Source organism: Cytobacillus solani (genome assembly GCF_006704205.1).
In the GTDB taxonomy this organism is placed as follows: Bacteria; Bacillota; Bacilli; order Bacillales; family Cytobacillaceae; genus Cytobacillus; species Cytobacillus solani.
Map to the genome: position 1 here is coordinate 4,889,242 of NZ_CP041305.1, position 17,561 is coordinate 4,906,802.

15 protein-coding genes are annotated in these 17,561 nt (G+C 38.3%); all 15 read right to left on the minus strand.

Annotated elements, in window-relative coordinates; all coding sequences use genetic code 11:
• Positions 1-147: 147 nt before the first annotated feature.
• Entirely contained in the window at positions 148-393 is a 246-nt protein-coding gene (locus FI644_RS24565; protein WP_053475713.1) for a YlmC/YmxH family sporulation protein, read from the minus strand.
• A 108-nt stretch (positions 394-501) separates the two neighbouring features.
• Positions 502-1,737 (minus strand): M16 family metallopeptidase, encoded by a 1,236-nt coding sequence (locus FI644_RS24570; protein WP_142108928.1) that lies wholly within the window; start codon positions 1,735-1,737, stop codon positions 502-504.
• 129 nt (positions 1,738-1,866) lie between these two features.
• Positions 1,867-2,820, minus strand: a complete 954-nt coding sequence (locus FI644_RS24575; RefSeq protein WP_142108929.1) for a polysaccharide deacetylase family protein — start codon at positions 2,818-2,820, stop codon at positions 1,867-1,869.
• A gap of 167 nt (positions 2,821-2,987) precedes the next feature.
• Positions 2,988-5,108 carry a polyribonucleotide nucleotidyltransferase gene (pnp, locus tag FI644_RS24580; protein WP_142108930.1) on the minus strand — a complete coding sequence of 707 codons (2,121 nt, stop codon included), beginning with the start codon at positions 5,106-5,108 and terminating at the stop codon, positions 2,988-2,990.
• 200 nt (positions 5,109-5,308) lie between these two features.
• Positions 5,309-5,578, minus strand: coding sequence for a 30S ribosomal protein S15 (gene rpsO / locus FI644_RS24585; protein WP_053475709.1), 270 nt, complete (start codon positions 5,576-5,578; stop codon positions 5,309-5,311).
• Between the two features lie 122 nt (positions 5,579-5,700).
• Entirely contained in the window at positions 5,701-6,651 is a 951-nt protein-coding gene (gene ribF / locus FI644_RS24590) for a bifunctional riboflavin kinase/FAD synthetase (RefSeq protein WP_142108931.1), read from the minus strand.
• An 18-nt stretch (positions 6,652-6,669) separates the two neighbouring features.
• Positions 6,670-7,605, minus strand: a complete 936-nt coding sequence (gene truB, locus FI644_RS24595; protein ID WP_142108932.1) for a tRNA pseudouridine(55) synthase TruB — start codon at positions 7,603-7,605, stop codon at positions 6,670-6,672.
• A gap of 75 nt (positions 7,606-7,680) precedes the next feature.
• Positions 7,681-8,046 (minus strand): 30S ribosome-binding factor RbfA, encoded by a 366-nt coding sequence (rbfA, locus tag FI644_RS24600; protein WP_053475706.1) that lies wholly within the window; start codon positions 8,044-8,046, stop codon positions 7,681-7,683.
• A 16-nt stretch (positions 8,047-8,062) separates the two neighbouring features.
• Entirely contained in the window at positions 8,063-8,344 is a 282-nt protein-coding gene (locus FI644_RS24605) for a DUF503 domain-containing protein (protein WP_142108933.1), read from the minus strand.
• Positions 8,341-10,566, minus strand: a complete 2,226-nt coding sequence (infB, locus tag FI644_RS24610; protein ID WP_142108934.1) for a translation initiation factor IF-2 — start codon at positions 10,564-10,566, stop codon at positions 8,341-8,343. Before infB ends, FI644_RS24605 begins: the two co-directional genes overlap by 4 nt.
• A 19-nt stretch (positions 10,567-10,585) precedes the next feature.
• Positions 10,586-10,888 carry a YlxQ family RNA-binding protein gene (locus FI644_RS24615; RefSeq protein ID WP_053475703.1) on the minus strand — a complete coding sequence of 101 codons (303 nt, stop codon included), beginning with the start codon at positions 10,886-10,888 and terminating at the stop codon, positions 10,586-10,588.
• 5 nt (positions 10,889-10,893) lie between these two features.
• The gene (gene rnpM / locus FI644_RS24620; RefSeq protein ID WP_142108935.1) at positions 10,894-11,169 is read right to left on the minus strand and encodes an RNase P modulator RnpM; all 276 of its coding nucleotides are present in this window, start codon (positions 11,167-11,169) and stop codon (positions 10,894-10,896) included.
• A gap of 15 nt (positions 11,170-11,184) precedes the next feature.
• Positions 11,185-12,312, minus strand: a complete 1,128-nt coding sequence (nusA, locus tag FI644_RS24625) for a transcription termination factor NusA (RefSeq protein ID WP_142108936.1) — start codon at positions 12,310-12,312, stop codon at positions 11,185-11,187.
• 71 nt (positions 12,313-12,383) lie between these two features.
• The gene (gene rimP, locus FI644_RS24630) at positions 12,384-12,857 is read right to left on the minus strand and encodes a ribosome maturation factor RimP (RefSeq protein WP_172797704.1); all 474 of its coding nucleotides are present in this window, start codon (positions 12,855-12,857) and stop codon (positions 12,384-12,386) included.
• Between the two features lie 233 nt (positions 12,858-13,090).
• Positions 13,091-17,413: a PolC-type DNA polymerase III gene (locus FI644_RS24635; protein ID WP_142108937.1), complete on the minus strand. Its 4,323-nt coding sequence runs from the start codon at positions 17,411-17,413 to the stop codon at positions 13,091-13,093.
• Positions 17,414-17,561 lie beyond the last annotated feature (148 nt).

Here is a 17,561-nt window from a genome sequence, read left to right on the forward strand (position 1 = left end):
AGAACTACTTCAACATCTTATGTATCAAAATGAAAATCGGTGAGTTTTCCACGAAAGAAAAACGTGTTCATTTCCCTAGTGTAAGTTTTGATTAGTTAAGTACGAAAAAAACAGACTGGCTATTCCAGTCTGCCTCACTTTCAACAGTTATTCCTCTTCTTCTGATATATCGAGAATAATCATATCATTTCCGATTTTTTTTATATGACTCCATGGCACCCTTATTTCATCGCCCTGTCTTTTTAGTCCAAACCATTTCAATGAGGGAATAACCAATGCTTGTATTTGTCCATTTTTCTCGTTAATTTCTAAATCCGTTTGGCCAAGTACCCCTAATCTTTCTGCTTTCTTCACATCTACAATTTCTTTTCCACTTAATTCACTTAATCTCATACCTCAGCCCTCCATTTCATTTCCTCCTTATAAACTTATCGTTTCGCTTTAAAAAATAGACTATAGAAAAACAGCCTGCTGCAAGCAACAGGCTGTTCTATTTAATTATTACAATTCTTTCGGCATTTCTCCGTCCGGACTGATTAAGGCAATTGAATAGTTATCAGTAAAAATTTCATTTGCCATATTATCTACGCCCTGTTTCGAAACTGCATCAATCTGTTCAATGATTTCATCTAATGAACGATGACGGCCTAATAAAAGTTCATTCTTTCCGTTTCTGCTCATACGGCTGTTCGTACTCTCTAAACTTAACATCAGACTGCCCTTTAATTGCTCTTTGCTATTGTTTAATTCTTTTTCTGTTATGCCTTCTTGTTTCAGCTTACTTAATGTTTCTTGCATTGTTTCAAAGAGAACATCCAGCTGTGCTGCCCCTGTTCCCCCGTAAAGAGTTACAATACCGCTGTCCTGGAATGCGGAATGGTAGGAAAATACAGAGTAAGCAAGTCCTTTTTGTTCCCTGACATCCTGGAATAATCGGCTGCTCATGCTGCCCCCAAGTATATTATTTAAAATAATTAGATCATACATATCATCATGACCAACCTGCAGGCCGTCAAAACCTATACATAAGTGTGCCTGTTCTGTATCCTTTTTCCTTGCTATTTTGTTTGAATGAAATATTGGTTTAAGTTCTGATTTTTCTCGTTTTCCACCTTCGTATGACCCAAAAAATTGTTCAACCTCACGGATAAACGATTCAGAAATATTTCCAGCAATAGAGATAACAACATTATCAGGTGTATACATATTATGTACATACTGCTTTAATGTATCGCCATTAAAGGTAGCTAATGTTTCTTCTGTTCCAAGAATCGGGTAGCCTAACGGATGATTTTCGTAGATCGCTTTACTAAGCAGATCATGAACAATATCATCAGGTGTATCCTCATACATTTTTATTTCCTCATAGACAACTTTCTTCTCTTTATCCAATTCTACTTCAACAAAAGTAGAATTAAAAAACATATCGGCTAACACTTCAAGTGCAAAGTTTGCATGTGTGTCTAATACTTTTGCATAGTAGCATGTATATTCTTTTGATGTAAAAGCATTCACTTGTCCGCCGATACTATCAAAGGACTCAGCAATCTCTCTAGCAGTCCGTGTTTTCGTTCCTTTGAAGAACATATGTTCAAGAAAGTGAGATATCCCATTATTCTCCGGATTTTCATCCCTCGAACCCGTTCCGATCCAAACGCCTATGGCAACGGAACGAACTGTTGGTATATTTTCTAATACAACTCTTACTCCATTATTGCAAGTATACTTCTTTATCAAAAAAATTCCTCCTGTTCCAGTACTCTGCTGCATCCCTCTAGTTTATACTATCTTCGTAAAAATTTCCAAAATATTTGTCTTTTCCACTTTTCTTAAGGCAAAGGAGTAAGTCGGCCCTAAAACAATTATTTATCTTTTTTCCATCGTCCGCTCAGTATTTAAAACGTCAGAAACCGTTCCTATTTGCAAATTCCTTTGTTTAATTTGCGTAATTAAACGATCAAGAGACTTTGCTGTTGAATCTGTAGGATGCATTAAAATTAATGCACCGTTATGCACTTTACTCATTACACGCTGGATTAATTGATCAGGTGTAGGCTTTTTCCAGTCAACCGTATCAACCGTCCACATTACCGTTCCAAGGTTTTCTTGTGCGGCAATTTGGACAGTTTCGTCTCTATAGCTTCCGCTCGGAGGTGCAAACCATTGGACTGGCTTTTCCGTGATAGCTTTAATGACCTCATTTGTCTTTAGAATTTCTGCTCTTGTCTTTTCAGGAGAAATTTTTGCCATTTCCGGGTGAGTATAGGAATGATTCCCCACTTCATGTCCAGCATCATAAATCATTTTTGTTAAATCGGGGTTATTTTGTACCCATCTCCCCTCTAAAAAAAAACTTACTGATATATGATGCTTTTTCAGAGTTGCAAGAATATCTGGTAAATATTCATTTCCCCAAGCCACATTAATGATAAAGCTAACCATTTTTTTATCTGGATGGCCCTTATAAATCGGGCTTGGCGGCAAATCACTGATATTTATTTTCGGTTTAATTTGCTTGAAGACTAATTTGTCTTTATCATATTTACCTTTAGACTTCATTTTTTTATAAGAGGCTTCTAAATCCACTTCTAGTCCATTCAATCCAGGGATTGCTTTCCACACACGATCAATGATCGCATCCTGTGGAGGTATATAATAATCAGCTGATTTGTTTACAATTTCAGTATATAATGAATCTTTATGCTTAACCACACTTTCAGATTCAGACCTTAAACCAAAAACATATTGAGTTGTATATGGATTATTCACGAGCAAAAAAGCAAATAAACAAATAACGGCAAAGTGAGTCACCTTTCTCATCCTTACAGCCTCCTTCACTTAACAGTATGTTTTGAAGGGACAAGGTAGAACGCCTAAGTCCTCACTATCTAGTATGCAATATTTGCTTATTTTTAAAACACGAAATTTTTACAGTGATAGACATACAAAAAGCCAGGAGTGGACTCCTGACTTTCATATTCACACCATTACTTTTCAGCTTTTTCTGCTTGTTCACGCTGTTCTCTAAGAACTGCTTTACGTGATAAATTCACACGTCCCTGTTTATCAATTTCTGTTACTTTAACAAGTAATTCGTCCCCTATAGAAACAACGTCTTCCACTTTCCCTACGCGTTCCTCAGCAAGCTCAGAAATATGTACAAGGCCATCTTTTCCATTGAAAATCTCAACAAATGCACCGAACTTTTCAATTCGTTTTACTTTACCTAGATACATTTGTCCAACTTCCACTTCACGAACAATATCCTCAATGATTTTCTTCGCTTTTTGATTCATTTCTTCATTAGTTGATGAAATAAAGACCGTTCCATCTTGCTCAATGTCAATTTTTACGCCAGTTTCTTCAATAATCTTATTAATTTGCTTTCCACTAGGTCCAATCACATCACGAATCTTATCTGGATTAATTGCCATTGTCAGGATTTTTGGTGCATACTTTGAAAGCTCAACACGCGGCTGTTCAAGCGTGCTCAGCATTGAATCTAAGATTTGCATACGTCCTTTTTTCGCCTGCTGAAGTGCTTCCTCTAAAATTTCACTCGAAAGTCCTTCAATCTTAATATCCATTTGTAGTGCTGTTACCCCTTTTGCCGTACCAGCCACTTTAAAGTCCATATCTCCTAAATGGTCTTCCATTCCTTGAATATCCGTTAAAATAGAATAGTGTTCACCTGACTTAATGAGGCCCATTGCAATCCCAGCTACAGGTGCTTTAATTGGAACCCCAGCATCCATCATCGCTAATGTACTTGCACATATACTTGCCTGAGAAGTAGAACCATTTGATTCTAATACTTCAGAAACGAGACGTACTGTATATGGGAAATCCTTTTCTGAAGGAATAACTGGCTCTAATGCACGCTCTCCTAAAGCACCGTGACCTATTTCACGACGGCCTGGACCTCTGATTGGACCAGTTTCCCCTACGCTAAAGTTAGGGAAATTATAGTGGTGCATGAAGCGCTTTTCTTCTTCAATTCCCAGTCCATCAAGAATTTGAACATCGCCAAGTGCACCTAATGTACAAATGCTGAGTGCCTGTGTTTGTCCGCGAGTGAATAGTCCTGAACCATGTGTACGTGGCAGCAATCCAACTTCTGAAGATAAAGGTCGAATCACATCTAAGCCACGTCCATCAGGACGGATCTTATCTTCTGTAATCAAGCGGCGTACTTCACCTTTTACAATTTTATCAAGAATTTGCTTTACTTGTTTGATCTTGTCGTCGTCAGCTTCTTGCTCTTCATATTTAGCAATGATTCCATCTTTTACAACTTTAATAGCTGCTTCACGTGCATGCTTTTCCTGCACTTGGATAGCAACAATCATATCCTTCTCACAAATGCCTCGTACTTCAGCTTCTAATTCAGGATCTACCTGATATAAAACGATTTCCATTTTTTCCTTACCAATTTCAGCAACAATCTCTTCTTGGAAAGTAATTAAACGTTTAATCTCTTCGTGACCAAACATAATCGCTTCAAGCATGGTTTCTTCAGGTACTTCCATCGCTCCAGCTTCAACCATATTAATGGCATCCTTTGTACCTGCAACGACTAAATGGATATCACTTTTTTCTGTTTGTTCAACAGAAGGATTAATAATGAATTCCCCATCTATTCTTCCTACAGTTACACCAGCAATTGGACCTTCGAACGGAATATTTGAAACACATAATGCTAAGGAAGATCCGAACATTGCTGCCATTTCTGAAGAGCAATCCTGATCAACACTCATAACCATGCTAACAACTTGAACATCGTTACGGAATCCATCTGCAAATAACGGACGAATAGGTCTGTCAATTAACCGGCTTGCTAAAATGGCTTTTTCACTCGGACGACCTTCTCTTTTAATAAAGCCTCCTGGTATTTTACCAACTGCATATAGACGTTCCTCGTAATTCACAGTTAAAGGAAAGAAATCTAAATTCTTTGGTTCTTTTGATGCTGTAGCTGTACTTAGAACAGCCGTATCTCCATAGCGGACTAACACCGCTCCATTCGCTTGCTTCGCTAATTGGCCGATCTCTACGGTTAATTTGCGCCCAGCCCAATCTATGGAATAGGTATGCTTATCTTGCCCCATTTTCGTAACCCCTCTCTATCGTATACTTTAAAGGCTGTACACCCTTAATATTATAAAATGAAAATAAACATGTTAAGTATGAAATCATACGCATTCATAGTATGTACACTTTTTCCACTAGTTAAAATGCTCGTTTATGTATGTAAACATGTGTTCTTTTTAAAGCTAATAAAAAAGCGGGATAAATCCCGCTTTTCTAATTATCGACGTAAGCCTAGTTTATTGATTAACTCACGGTAACGTTGAACATCTTTGTTACGTAGGTAAGTTAAAAGGTTACGACGTTTACCTACCATTTTTAAAAGACCGCGACGTGAGTGGTGATCTTTCTTATGTGTACGTAAATGCTCGTTCAATGTGTTAATTTCTTCTGTAAGGACAGCGATTTGAACTTCTGGAGAACCAGTATCGCTCTCATGAGTTTTAAACTCATTGATTAGTTCATTTTTACGTTCTTTAGTGATTGCCATCCGTTTCACCTCCTAATTTATCAATCCCCATTTACTGAGCAAGCGTCGGTGACTCGACATGCCAAGCAAAGGTTCATTTAATACGTTTATAAGAATACAACTTTTTATGACAAAAAGCAAGGCTAAACCTTGTTTTTTTCAAAGTAATGCAGAGCATTTTGTTTATCTTCCTCAATTTGTGCCACAAGTTCATCCACACCAGAGAATTTTTGCTCTTTCCTTAAATGCAAATGCCATTCAATTGTAGCCTCTTGACCGTATATCTCTTGGTCGAAATCAAAAATATGGACTTCAATTGATGGAAGACCAACTGTCTGATTTTTAAATGTTGGTTTATGACCGACATTGCATACCCCTTCATGCCAATTGCCATTTACAAAAAAACGAACACAATAAACTCCGAGTGGAGGGATGATATAATCGCCTGTTAATTGTATATTTGCAGTTGGAAAACCAATTGTACGGCCACGCTTGTCCCCATGAATGACAATGCCTGTTGTTTGATAATTTCTGCCTAACAGCTGAGGCAATTCTTCCATTTTCCCTTCGCGAAGCAAGGAACGAATTAATGTGGAACTGACCTTTTCATTTTTATTTGTCAGTTTAGGAACAACTGTATAACTAAATTGATCCCGTGAATGAAATGGCAATGTTTCCATTGTCCCCTTTCCCATTCTGCCATAGGAATAGTCGAATCCTGCAACTACATGCTGGACATTAAGCCCAATTATATATTGATCGACAAACTCTTGCGGCAATAAATGAGCAAAATCCTTAGAAAAATGGACAACAAATAAGTAATCGATGCCTAATTCTATAAGCAGCTGCATCTTGGCTTTAAGTGGCGTAATATATTCAATATGCTTGACGCTTTTTCCTAGAACAACGGACGGATGAGGATCAAAGGTCATTACTGCACTCTTCATTCCTTTTTCCATCGCCATTTTTTTTGCTTGGAAGATCACTTCTTGATGTCCTAAGTGGACGCCATCAAAATATCCAAGTGCTATAACTAATTCAGGAAAATCTATTTTTTCTAGTTGATGTGGATGTTCGATTGATATAACTTCCATTGATCGTTCACCTTTTTTCTATTTAGAGCCTTCTTCTTGTGATTCATTTCTTAAAACTTTAGCCGGCTTCATCACACCTTGCTTTTGGGGATGATGTTCGTATATTGCTAGTGCCATGCCTTCTCCTGTTTCAAGCACAATTGGCCCCTTTGTGTCTTTTAATTGCTCAGGAATGTTTAAAACAGCCCCGTTTTTTACTTTCTTAGCTACTGTATCATTTATCCTATATTTCGGCAAATGAGAAAGGGCTGTTTCTAATGGATAGATCTTTTCAGAAAGAGTCCCAGTCTCTACTTCTCTTTCAATATCTTCTAATGATAAGCAATCAGAAATGGCAAAAGATGCAGACTGAATCCGAACAAGCTCAGACATATGTGCAGGAAGGCCGAGTTCATCGCCAATCATCACAGCTAACGTCCGGATGTATGTTCCTTTGCTGCAAGAAACACGAAAGCGGAAGCGTATCGGATCCCCGGTAAAAGTTGTTCGCTCGTCCAGGAGTTCTATGGAATAAATCATGACAGATCTTGAAGGCCTCTCAATTTCTATTCCTTGTCTTGCATATTCATAAAGGCGCTTCCCATTCACTTTTACAGCAGAGTACATCGGTGGCGTTTGTGTAATTTCTCCAGTCAATGTCTCCAAAACAGCTAATATCTTTTCTCTTGAAAAAGATTCTTTCACTTTTATTTTTTCTACAATATCACCGGAAGCATCCTCTGTCGTTGTTGAAAAGCCAATTGTAACCTCTCCCTCATATGACTTTCCAGCATCTGTTATGTATTCAGCCACTTTAGTCGCTCTTCCTAAACAAATCGGAAGAACCCCTGTCACATCGGGGTCAAGAGTTCCTGTATGACCAATTCGTTTCATTTTTAAGATTTTGCGCAACTTAAATACACAATCATGAGAAGTCAATCCTTTTGGTTTAAGTAAAGGCAATATTCCTTCCAAACCGATACCTCCATTCATTTTTATTCAAAAAAATGGATAGACGAATGTCTATCCATTAAAAGTAGTTACTCACTTTCAATCCTCATTCTCTTTCGAACGCTCTTCATCATGAATTTGATGGAGCAATGTATCAATTCGATTACCATAATCAATAGATTCATCGAATTCAAAGAAAATTTCAGGTGTTTTTCGCAAGCGGATACGCTGTCCAATTTCTGAACGAATAAAGCCCTTTGCTTTCGCTAAGCCTTTAAGCGTGTTTTCCTTTTGCTCATCATCACCGAGAACTGAAATAAATACGGTTGCTTGTTGGAGATCTCCAGTAACCTGAACATCAGTTACTGTCACAAACCCTACCCGAGGGTCTTTAATTTTTCGGCCAATTATTTCGCCTAATTCCTTTTTCATTTGTTCTCCAACTTTATTTGCTCTAAGGCTCATTTATATTCACCTCTTCTTAAAGCCACTCAATGTCTGTTATTGTCCGTTCGATTTCCGGAAAAGAATCAATGAACGTAAGGGCATTCTGTAATTCATGTTCCGTTGTTACCTTAGAGGAGGAGACGGCAACGATCACTATTTTTGTCCGTTGCCACACATCCTGAAAATCCACCTCAGAAACAGAAATATTAAATTTCTGCTTCAATCGGGTGAGAATACGCAGCAAAACTGCTCGTTTTTCTTTCAAAGAATGTGCATCATAAATGATACATTCACAGGCTGCTAAGCCAATGATCATTTACGCTCAATCTCCTGCATAATAAACGCTTCAATAATGTCTCCTTCTTTTACATCATTAAAGTTTTTAATGGTTACACCACATTCATAGCCTTGGTTTACTTCCTTCGCGTCATCTTTAAAACGTTTTAATGCATCAATTTCCCCTTCAAAGACTACAATGCCATCTCTAATTAGACGGATGCCACTGTCACGGGTAATTTTCCCGTCGATAACATAGGATCCTGCAATAGTACCAACTTTTGATACTTTGAACGTTTGACGAACTTCTGCTTGGCCAATAATTTTCTCTTCAAATTCTGGATCAAGCATTCCTTTCATAGCCAATTCAATTTCTTCGATAACTTTATAGATAATGCGGTGTAAACGGATTTCTACACCTTCTGTATCAGCTGCACGTTTCGCATTAATATCAGGGCGAACATTGAACCCGATGACAATCGCATTAAAAGCAGCGGCAAGGGTAATATCAGACTCATTAATTGCACCCGCACCGGTATGCAGAATACGTACATTTACGCCTTCTACATCAATTTTCTGTAATGCTGTTGTTAATGCTTCTGCAGATCCTTGTACGTCTGCCTTCACAACAAGATTAAGCTCTTTCATTTCCCCTTGTTTCATATGTTCAAACAGGTTATCTAAGCTTACACGCGTTTTTTCACTACGCTGTGCTTGTAATGCTTGTTGTGCACGTGACTCACCAACTTGACGAGCTGTTTTCTCATCATCTAATACAACGAAGCGATCTCCAGCTTGCGGAACTTCATTAAGCCCAGTAATTTCAACAGGAGTCGAAGGACCGGCTGTCTTCACACGACGGCCTAAATCATTGACCATCGCACGAACACGTCCGAAAGTATTCCCTACAACAATTGGATCTCCCACTTTTAATGTTCCATTTTGAACAAGCAGGGTTGCAACTGAACCGCGGCCTTTATCTAATTGAGCTTCAATAACCGTACCTACAGCGTTACGATTTGGATTCGCTTTGTATTCTTCTACTTCGCTAACTAGCAGAATCATTTCAAGCAGGTTATCAATACCTTCCCCTTTTAAGGCAGCTATAGGTACAAAAATAGTATCCCCGCCCCAAGCTTCGGGAACTAATCCATATTCAGTCAATTCTTGCATCACTCTGTCAGGATTTGCTGCTTCTTTATCCATTTTATTAACCGCTACAATAATTGGTACTTCTGCAGCTTTTGCATGGTTGATTGCTTCAATTGTCTGCGGCATTACCCCGTCATCCGCTGCAACGACAAGAATGGTAATATCGGTCACTTGAGCACCACGAGCACGCATGGTTGTAAACGCAGCATGTCCCGGAGTATCTAAAAATGTAATCTTCTTTCCATTTTCTTCAACTTGATAAGCACCAATATGCTGGGTAATTCCTCCAGCTTCACCAGCAGTTACCTTTGTATTACGAATGGAATCCAATGTTGTTGTTTTCCCGTGATCTACGTGTCCCATGATTGTTACAACAGCAGGACGTTCCACTAAATCTCCATCATCATCATTAGTGAAATACACTTCTAAATCTGTTGTATCAATAATTACTTCTTCTTCAACTTCTACCCCATACTCACTAGCAATTAATTCAATCGCATCTTTATCTAGATCCTGATTGATTGTCGCCATCACACCAAGCATAAATAACTTTTTAATTATTTCGGATGGTTCACGGTACAGCTTTTTCGCTAGCTCGGCAACAGTCAAGGATTCAGTAAAGGTAATTTTTGCTGGTAATTCCTTAACCTTCTTAGGAGCAGGTGTAACAGGTGCTTGCTGCTGCTTGCCTTTATTATTTTTGTTTTTATTTCTATTATTGTTGTTAAAGTTGTTGCCTCTTTGATTGTTATTATTTTTATTGAAAGTTTTATTTTCTCTCGTTTGGTTACCCTGGCCTGCCATTTTTGCTGCTGGCTTAGAAGAAGTACCTTTGTTTGCAGATGAATGATTTCCATTATCTGCAGAATTATTCGTTTTCACTTGTCCATTTTGCTGTGGTTTCTGTTGTGTGTTTGATTGTTTATTCTGCATTTGAGGTTGCTTCTCTTCCTTCTTGCCATAGATTCCGTCCAATTTTTGAACGGCAGCCGCTTCAATTGTTGTCATATGATTAGAAACCTCAATATTCATATCTTTTAATTTCGTTATGACATCTTTACTTGAAACATTTTGTTTTTTTGCATATTCGTAAACGCGCATTTTACTCATACTTTCACCCCCGCTGGAATTAATCGAGCAACGACTTCAGCTTTTTGGCAAATCCATCATCTAATACCGCTACGACAACACGGGCTTCTTTTCCGATCGCATGACCAAGTATCTCCCGATTCTCAACAAGCTTGTATGGTACATGATAGGATTTACACTTATCTGTCACTTTTTTTGCTGTGTTAATAGAAGCGTCTGCAGATAGCAATATGAGCTTCGCTTTACCGTTTCTAATTTCTTTGATAGTAAGTTCTTCACCCGAAGTAACTTTCCGTGCCCGATTTGCTAAGCCAAGCAATGACATCCATTGATTTATACTCATATGGATTATCGTTTCTCTTTCTCTATTAGCTCAAGAAGTTCATCATAAATAGAATCCTCTATTTTCACTTCTAAATGATTGGCTAATACATTTTTCTTCTTTGCAAGCATCACTGCTTCTTTCTCTTTTGAAAGATAAGCACCACGCCCGGATTTTTTCCCGGTTAGATCGACCGATACTTCTCCTTCTTTTGAGCGAACGATGCGAACGAGTTCTTTTTTCGGTCTCATTTCACCGGTTGCGACACATTTACGCATGGGAACTTTTTTACGATTGTTCACGCTCATTCACCTCTGTTATTCCATATCATCCGATAGATCAAAATCTTCATCCGCGAAATCATTATCATCGTAATTTAATAATGTTTCTTCTCTTGGATAAATGCCAGACTCTCTTGCATCCGTCTCTGATTTAATATCAATTTTCCAGCCTGTCAGTTTTGCTGCTAAACGTGCATTCTGACCGCGTTTCCCAATTGCAAGTGAGAGTTGATAATCAGGAACGATGACGGTTGTTGCTTTATCTTCCTCATTCACAATAACATCTAATACTTTTGATGGGCTTAAAGCATTCGCTACGAAAACAACCGGATCCTGCGACCATTTGACAATATCAATTTTTTCCCCTTTAAGCTCATTGACAACGGCTTGAACCCTTGTACCTTTTGGTCCAACACATGAGCCTACTGGATCTACCTCTTCATTATCAGAATGGACAGATATTTTCGAACGATCGCCTGCTTCACGTGCAACTGATTTAATTTCAACTGTTCCATCATAAATTTCTGGAACTTCAATTTCAAAAAGTCTTTTCAAAAGTCCAGGATGTGTTCTTGATACAAATATTTGCGGACCTTTTGTTGTCTTTTCAACCTTCGTAATAAATACTTTAATACGATCATGAGGTTTGTAATGTTCATTAGGCATTTGTTCATTAGCAGGAAGAATTGCTTCGATTTTTCCAAGGCTAACGTAAATAAATTTGGAATCTTGCCGTTGAACAATTCCAGTCATAATATCTTCTTCACGGTCAATAAATTCAGAATAGATAATTCCTCTTTCTGCCTCTCTCACACGCTGTGTAACAACTTGTTTTGCTGTCTGTGCCGCAATTCGGCCAAAATCCTTCGGTGTCACTTCTAATTCTACGATGTCTTCTATTTGGTAATTAGGATTCAATTTACGGGCATCTTCAATCGAAATTTCAAGTCTAGGATCAAATACTTCATCAACCACTTCTTTACGCGCAAAGACCCTCATCATACCACTGCCAAGATTTAAATCTATTCGAACGTTCTGAGCTTGATTAAAATTTCTTCTGTATGCAGAAACAAGTGCTGCCTCAATTGCCTCAATAATCACTTCTCGTGAAATCCCTTTTTCTTTCTCAAGCAAGGTCAGAGCATCCAACAATTCACTGCTCATGAAACATTTATCCCCCTTATTAGAAAAGCGTAAGCGCTAGACATTATTTTTCTTCCAGATTTAATAGCTGATTATGAAAAAACCACTGCTAAACGAGCATTGGCTACTTTTTCATATGGAATATCCACAGTTTTTTTTCTCGTTTTAATTTTGATTTCTACCGATACGGTTTGACCATCAAACTGTGTAAGAATTCCTTCAAATGTTTTTTCCCCATCGATGGGCTCATACGTCTTAATAAAAACATTTTTGCCAATTGCTTTTGTAAAATCCTTTTCGTTTTTAAGAGGGCGTTCAGCTCCCGGTGATGAAACCTCTAAGAAATAGTTGTAAGGAATGGGGTCAACTTCATCAAGCTTGGCACTTAATTGTTCACTGACGAGTCCGCATTCTTCAATGTCGACACCTGTTTCCTTATCGATAAATATCCGAAGAAACCAATCTCTTCCTTCTTTTACGTATTCAATATCAACTAATTCTAAATTGAGTTCATCTAAAATAGGAGTGACTAATTCTTCAACCGTTTCAGTCACTTTGCTCATAATATCCCTCCTTTATCAACAATCTTAACCTCGCGTTGTTTTCTTATTAGTAGAGATTCAAACGGTCTAGACCAAAAAAAAGCGTACACAACACGAAAGAGTGGGTTGCCCCACTCTTCTTTTACGAGAGTTATAAATAGTATTTCCATTAAAACTATACCATAACCAATTTTTTTATGCAAATGGAATTGCTGTCATTTCAAGGTTTTCAAACGATTTCTTGTGCTTCTTTTTAATTAAAATAAGGAAAGCTGGTTTTGTTCTGGCAATGATTCTAAGCATCCATGGTTATCCAGATACTCAATGATTGTTTTTGACAACTTTCCACGTTGCTGAAGGTCCTCCTTCGAAAGGAATTCGCCTTCTTCCCTTGCTTTCACTATGTTGATTGCCGCATTTGTGCCAAGTCCAGGAATCGCATTAAATGGTGGGATTAGCGACCCGTCATCAATAATAAATTCATTTGCACTCGATCGATAGAGATCTACCTTCTTAAATTTAAATCCACGCTCACTCATTTCAAGCGCAAGCTCCATCACGGTTAGTAGGTTCTTTTCCTTATTAGAAGCATCCAGCCCTTTTGCATTAATATCGTCAATTAATGAGCGAATGGCTTGAGATCCTTTTGCCATTGCATCGACATCAAAATCCTCTGCACGAACAGTAAAATATGCAGCATAATATAGAAGCGGGTGATGAACCTTAAAATAAGCAATCCGAACGGCCATTAACACATATGCAGCGGCATGCGCCTTAGGGAACATATATTTGATTTTTTTACATGAATCAATATACCATTCCGGCACTTCATTCTTTCTCATTTCTTCTTCCATCTCATCACTTAAACCTTTACCTTTACGGACAGATTCCATAATTTTAAATGCAAAGGCAGGCTCCAATCCTTGATAGATTAAATACACCATTATATCATCACGGCAGCCAATTACTTCACTCAAAGTACATATTCTATTATGAATGAGCTCCTGTGCATTCCCTAGCCAAACATCCGTACCGTGTGAGAGACCAGAGATTTGCACAAGCTCTGAAAAAGTAGTAGGCTTCGTATCCTCTAACATTTGCCGTACGAATCTCGTGCCAAATTCCGGAATGCCAAGCGTTCCTGTTTTACACATGATTTGCTCTTCTGTTACACCTAAGGACTCAGTCCCACTAAATATTTTCATTACTTCTGGATCATCCGTAGGGATTGTTTTCGGATCTATTCCACTTAAATCTTGAAGCATCCGGATCACTGTTGGATCATCATGCCCGAGTATATCAAGCTTTAGCAGATTGTCATGAATGGAATGGAAATCGAAATGTGTGGTCTTCCATTCTGAATTTTTATCATCAGCAGGGAATTGTATCGGCGAGAAATCAAAAATATCCATGTAATCAGGAACAACAATGATTCCCCCAGGGTGCTGCCCCGTCGTCCTTTTGACACCTGTACAGCCAGACGCGAGTCTGTCAATTTCTGCTCCCCTTAATTGAAGATTGTTATCTTGCTGATACGCTTTTACATAGCCAAATGCCGTTTTATCGGCAACAGTTCCTATCGTTCCTGCACGATAAACGTAATCTTCACCGAAAAGTTGCTTCGTGTAATTATGTGCACGCGGCTGATATTCACCCGAGAAGTTCAAGTCGATATCAGGTACTTTATCCCCTTTAAACCCAAGGAAAGTTTCAAATGGAATGTCATGCCCATCCTTCTTATAAGTCGCACCACATTCTGGACAATCCTTATCAGGGAGATCATAACCAGATCCGACTGAACCATCATTGAAGAATTCCGAATGCTTACACTCAGGGCAGACATAGTGTGGTGGGAGCGGATTCACCTCTGTTATTTCTGTCATTGTTGCAACAAGTGATGAACCGACAGATCCACGTGAACCAACCAGATAGCCATCATCTAATGATTTTTTTACTAACTTATGTGAGATCAAATAGATAACGGCAAATCCATGCCCAATGATACTTTTTAATTCCTTTTCCAAACGAGCTTCGACAATTTCAGGCAAATTTTCTCCATAAATGCTTCTAGCCATGTTATAGCTCATATTGCGCATTTCATCATCTGCGCCTTCAATTTTTGGCGTATATAAATCATCTTTAATCGGTTTAATCTCATCGATCATATCTGCAATTTTATTTGTATTCTCAACAACTATTTCACGTGCTTTCTCCGCTCCTAAAAATTTGAAAGCATCGAGCATTTCATTTGTTGTTCGAAAATGGACATCCGGGAGCTTATGGCGATTTAATGGATTCGCTCCACCCTGTGAATTAATAAGAATTTTTCTGTAAATTTTGTCATTAGGATTTAGGTAATGGACATTCCCTGTCGCCACAACAGGGAGACCTAACTTTTCACCAAGCTGGACAACTTTTCCAATAATATCCTCCAACGCTTTTTCATTTCGAACTAATTCAAGTTCCAACAAATGTGCGTATACTTCCTTCGGATGAACCTCAATATAATCATAGAATTGTGCCGTCTCTTCCACCTCTTCAGGTGACTTCTGCATCATTCCCTCAAACACTTCACCCTTATCGCACCCAGATCCTACTAAAAGACCTTCACGGTATTTTTGAAGCTGGGACCTCGGAATTCTTGGTACACGATAGAAGTAATTAAGGTGAGAAATAGATACAAGCTTAAATAGATTTTTCAAGCCTGCCTCTGTTTGTGCTAGCAATGTACAATGATAAGGTCTTGCACGTTGATACGCATTTCCCTGACCCATATTATCATTAAATTGATCGTGATACTCAATTCCCTTTTCAGCTGCATCCTTTAACATTTTCAATAGCAGATAACCAGTTGCTTCTGCATCATAGATCGCTCGGTGATGCTGTGTTAATTCAATATCAAATTTCTTTGCGAGCGTATTCAATCGGTGGTTCTTCATATCTGAATAAAGAAAACGCGCAAGTTCAAGAGTATCAATGACTGGATTAGGAGCTTTGCCTAGATTGATTTTCTTATAGCCGACATTGAGAAAACCCATGTCAAAAGATGCATTATGTGCTACTAATATCGCGTCACCAGTCCATTCATGGAAATCCTTTAGTACTTCCTTAACCTCTGGAGCATTTTCAACTAGATCATCTGTAATACCAGTTAAGTTAATCGTTGTTGCAGAGAGTGGGTGGTGTGGATTTGCAAACGATTCAAAACGGTCAATTATTTCTCCATCGCGGATTTTTACGGCTGCAAGTTCGATGATCGTATCATATACTGCTGATAAACCTGTTGTTTCAACGTCAAAGACAACATACGTATCCTCACTTAATAACCGATGTGTGCTGTTATATGCGATCGGTACTCCATCATCTACTAGATTTACTTCAACTCCATATAAGATCTTGATATCATTTTTCTTTCCAGCACCAAATGCTTCTGGAAATGATTGAACGACAGCATGGTCTGTTATTGCAATAGCCTTATGGCCCCATTTTTTTGCTTGTCCAACGAGTGTGCTAACCGATGAAACTGCATCCATTTGACTCATCGGCGTATGCAGATGCAACTCCACACGCTTTTCATTTTCAGGGGCTGTGTCTTTTCTTTGAAATGGCTTGATTTCGTTAATATCATTCCCGATCATGACAAGATCGCGAACAAAGGTGTCATTTTGGACGCTGCCACGCACTTTTAGCCACATTCCTTTTTGAACATGCTGATATAATGCCGCGTCTTCCTTGTCGCGGGAAAACATTTTAACTAGAATGGAGCTCGTATAATCTGTTATTTTAAAGGTTAGCAATGTTCTTCCACTACGAAGCTCTCTCGTTTCAGCTGCAAAAACATATCCTTCAATCGCAACACGGCGTTCTTCATCAACAATATCAATGAGTTTCCGAAAATCCGCATCATCTTTGATTGTTAAACCAATCATCAGCGGACCTTGGAGAACTGCAGCATCTTGTGAGTCAGCTTCGGCTTCTTTCTTCTGCATATCAATTAACGCCTGAAGTCCTCGCTCCTGATCCTCTTTTTCCTTCGCCTCAATAAACTTTTGATATTCTTCATTCGCCGCTTCATTTGAAATTTCCGTATCAATCACTAAAGAAGGAAATCCGAAGGTTTCAAATACATGACTAATTTGTCCCGCATATTTCCTTTTAATGGATAAACCTTCCATTTCATTTCTCACACTGATAATGATTTTATTTCCATGTACGGATGGAATTTGTTCATTTAAAAGCTTAATAAGCGGAGGAGCCATTCCCTCCATCTCTTGAATAGAATATTGCCAGTAATCTAAAACTAATTGATCAGTAAACTGCTGATTATTTACGTGAATTGTAAAAGAAACATTCGCTATGTGTGAAAAGGTCTTTTCCAATTGTGTTGAAAAAAGGCTAAAATAACGAAATGGTAAAATTGCCTCAAAGTTAAAATAGAAGTGCCATTTTTTCGCCTTTTTTTCTATCACTACTTTATTAATTTCAGCCTGTTGAAATTGCTGTACAATCACATCATCTGTTAAATTCAGCTGTTGGAGCAAGAGTTGGAAACGCTCTTTGTTGCCTAGGGCATTCTCCATCTTTCTCTCTCCCATCTATATATATTTCTATCTATCTTTTTCCTTAAAGACTTCTTTAGACTTTGATAATTATAACATAACCTTGCAGGTGTTATAACCACTTCAAGTAAGGAATATTTCTCTAACAAAAAAGGATTCCCATAATAGG

Bases quoted from the DNA above. Each gene is read 5' to 3' on its own strand.
- rbfA (WP_053475706.1), bottom strand. From the start codon at position 8,046: ATGAGCCTTAGAGCAAATAAAGTTGGAGAACAAATGAAAAAGGAATTA.
- ribF (WP_142108931.1), bottom strand. From the start codon at position 6,651: ATGGAAGTTATATCAATCGAACATCCACATCAACTAGAAAAAATAGAT.
- FI644_RS24575 (WP_142108929.1), bottom strand. From the start codon at position 2,820: ATGAGAAAGGTGACTCACTTTGCCGTTATTTGTTTATTTGCTTTTTTG.
- FI644_RS24635 (WP_142108937.1), bottom strand. From the start codon at position 17,413: ATGGAGAATGCCCTAGGCAACAAAGAGCGTTTCCAACTCTTGCTCCAA.
- pnp (WP_142108930.1), bottom strand. From the start codon at position 5,108: ATGGGGCAAGATAAGCATACCTATTCCATAGATTGGGCTGGGCGCAAA.
- rpsO (WP_053475709.1), bottom strand. From the start codon at position 5,578: ATGGCAATCACTAAAGAACGTAAAAATGAACTAATCAATGAGTTTAAA.
- FI644_RS24615 (WP_053475703.1), bottom strand. From the start codon at position 10,888: ATGAGTATAAATCAATGGATGTCATTGCTTGGCTTAGCAAATCGGGCA.
- FI644_RS24565 (WP_053475713.1), bottom strand. From the start codon at position 393: ATGAGATTAAGTGAATTAAGTGGAAAAGAAATTGTAGATGTGAAGAAA.
- nusA (WP_142108936.1), bottom strand. From the start codon at position 12,312: ATGAGCAGTGAATTGTTGGATGCTCTGACCTTGCTTGAGAAAGAAAAA.
- infB (WP_142108934.1), bottom strand. From the start codon at position 10,566: ATGAGTAAAATGCGCGTTTACGAATATGCAAAAAAACAAAATGTTTCA.
- FI644_RS24605 (WP_142108933.1), bottom strand. From the start codon at position 8,344: ATGATCATTGGCTTAGCAGCCTGTGAATGTATCATTTATGATGCACAT.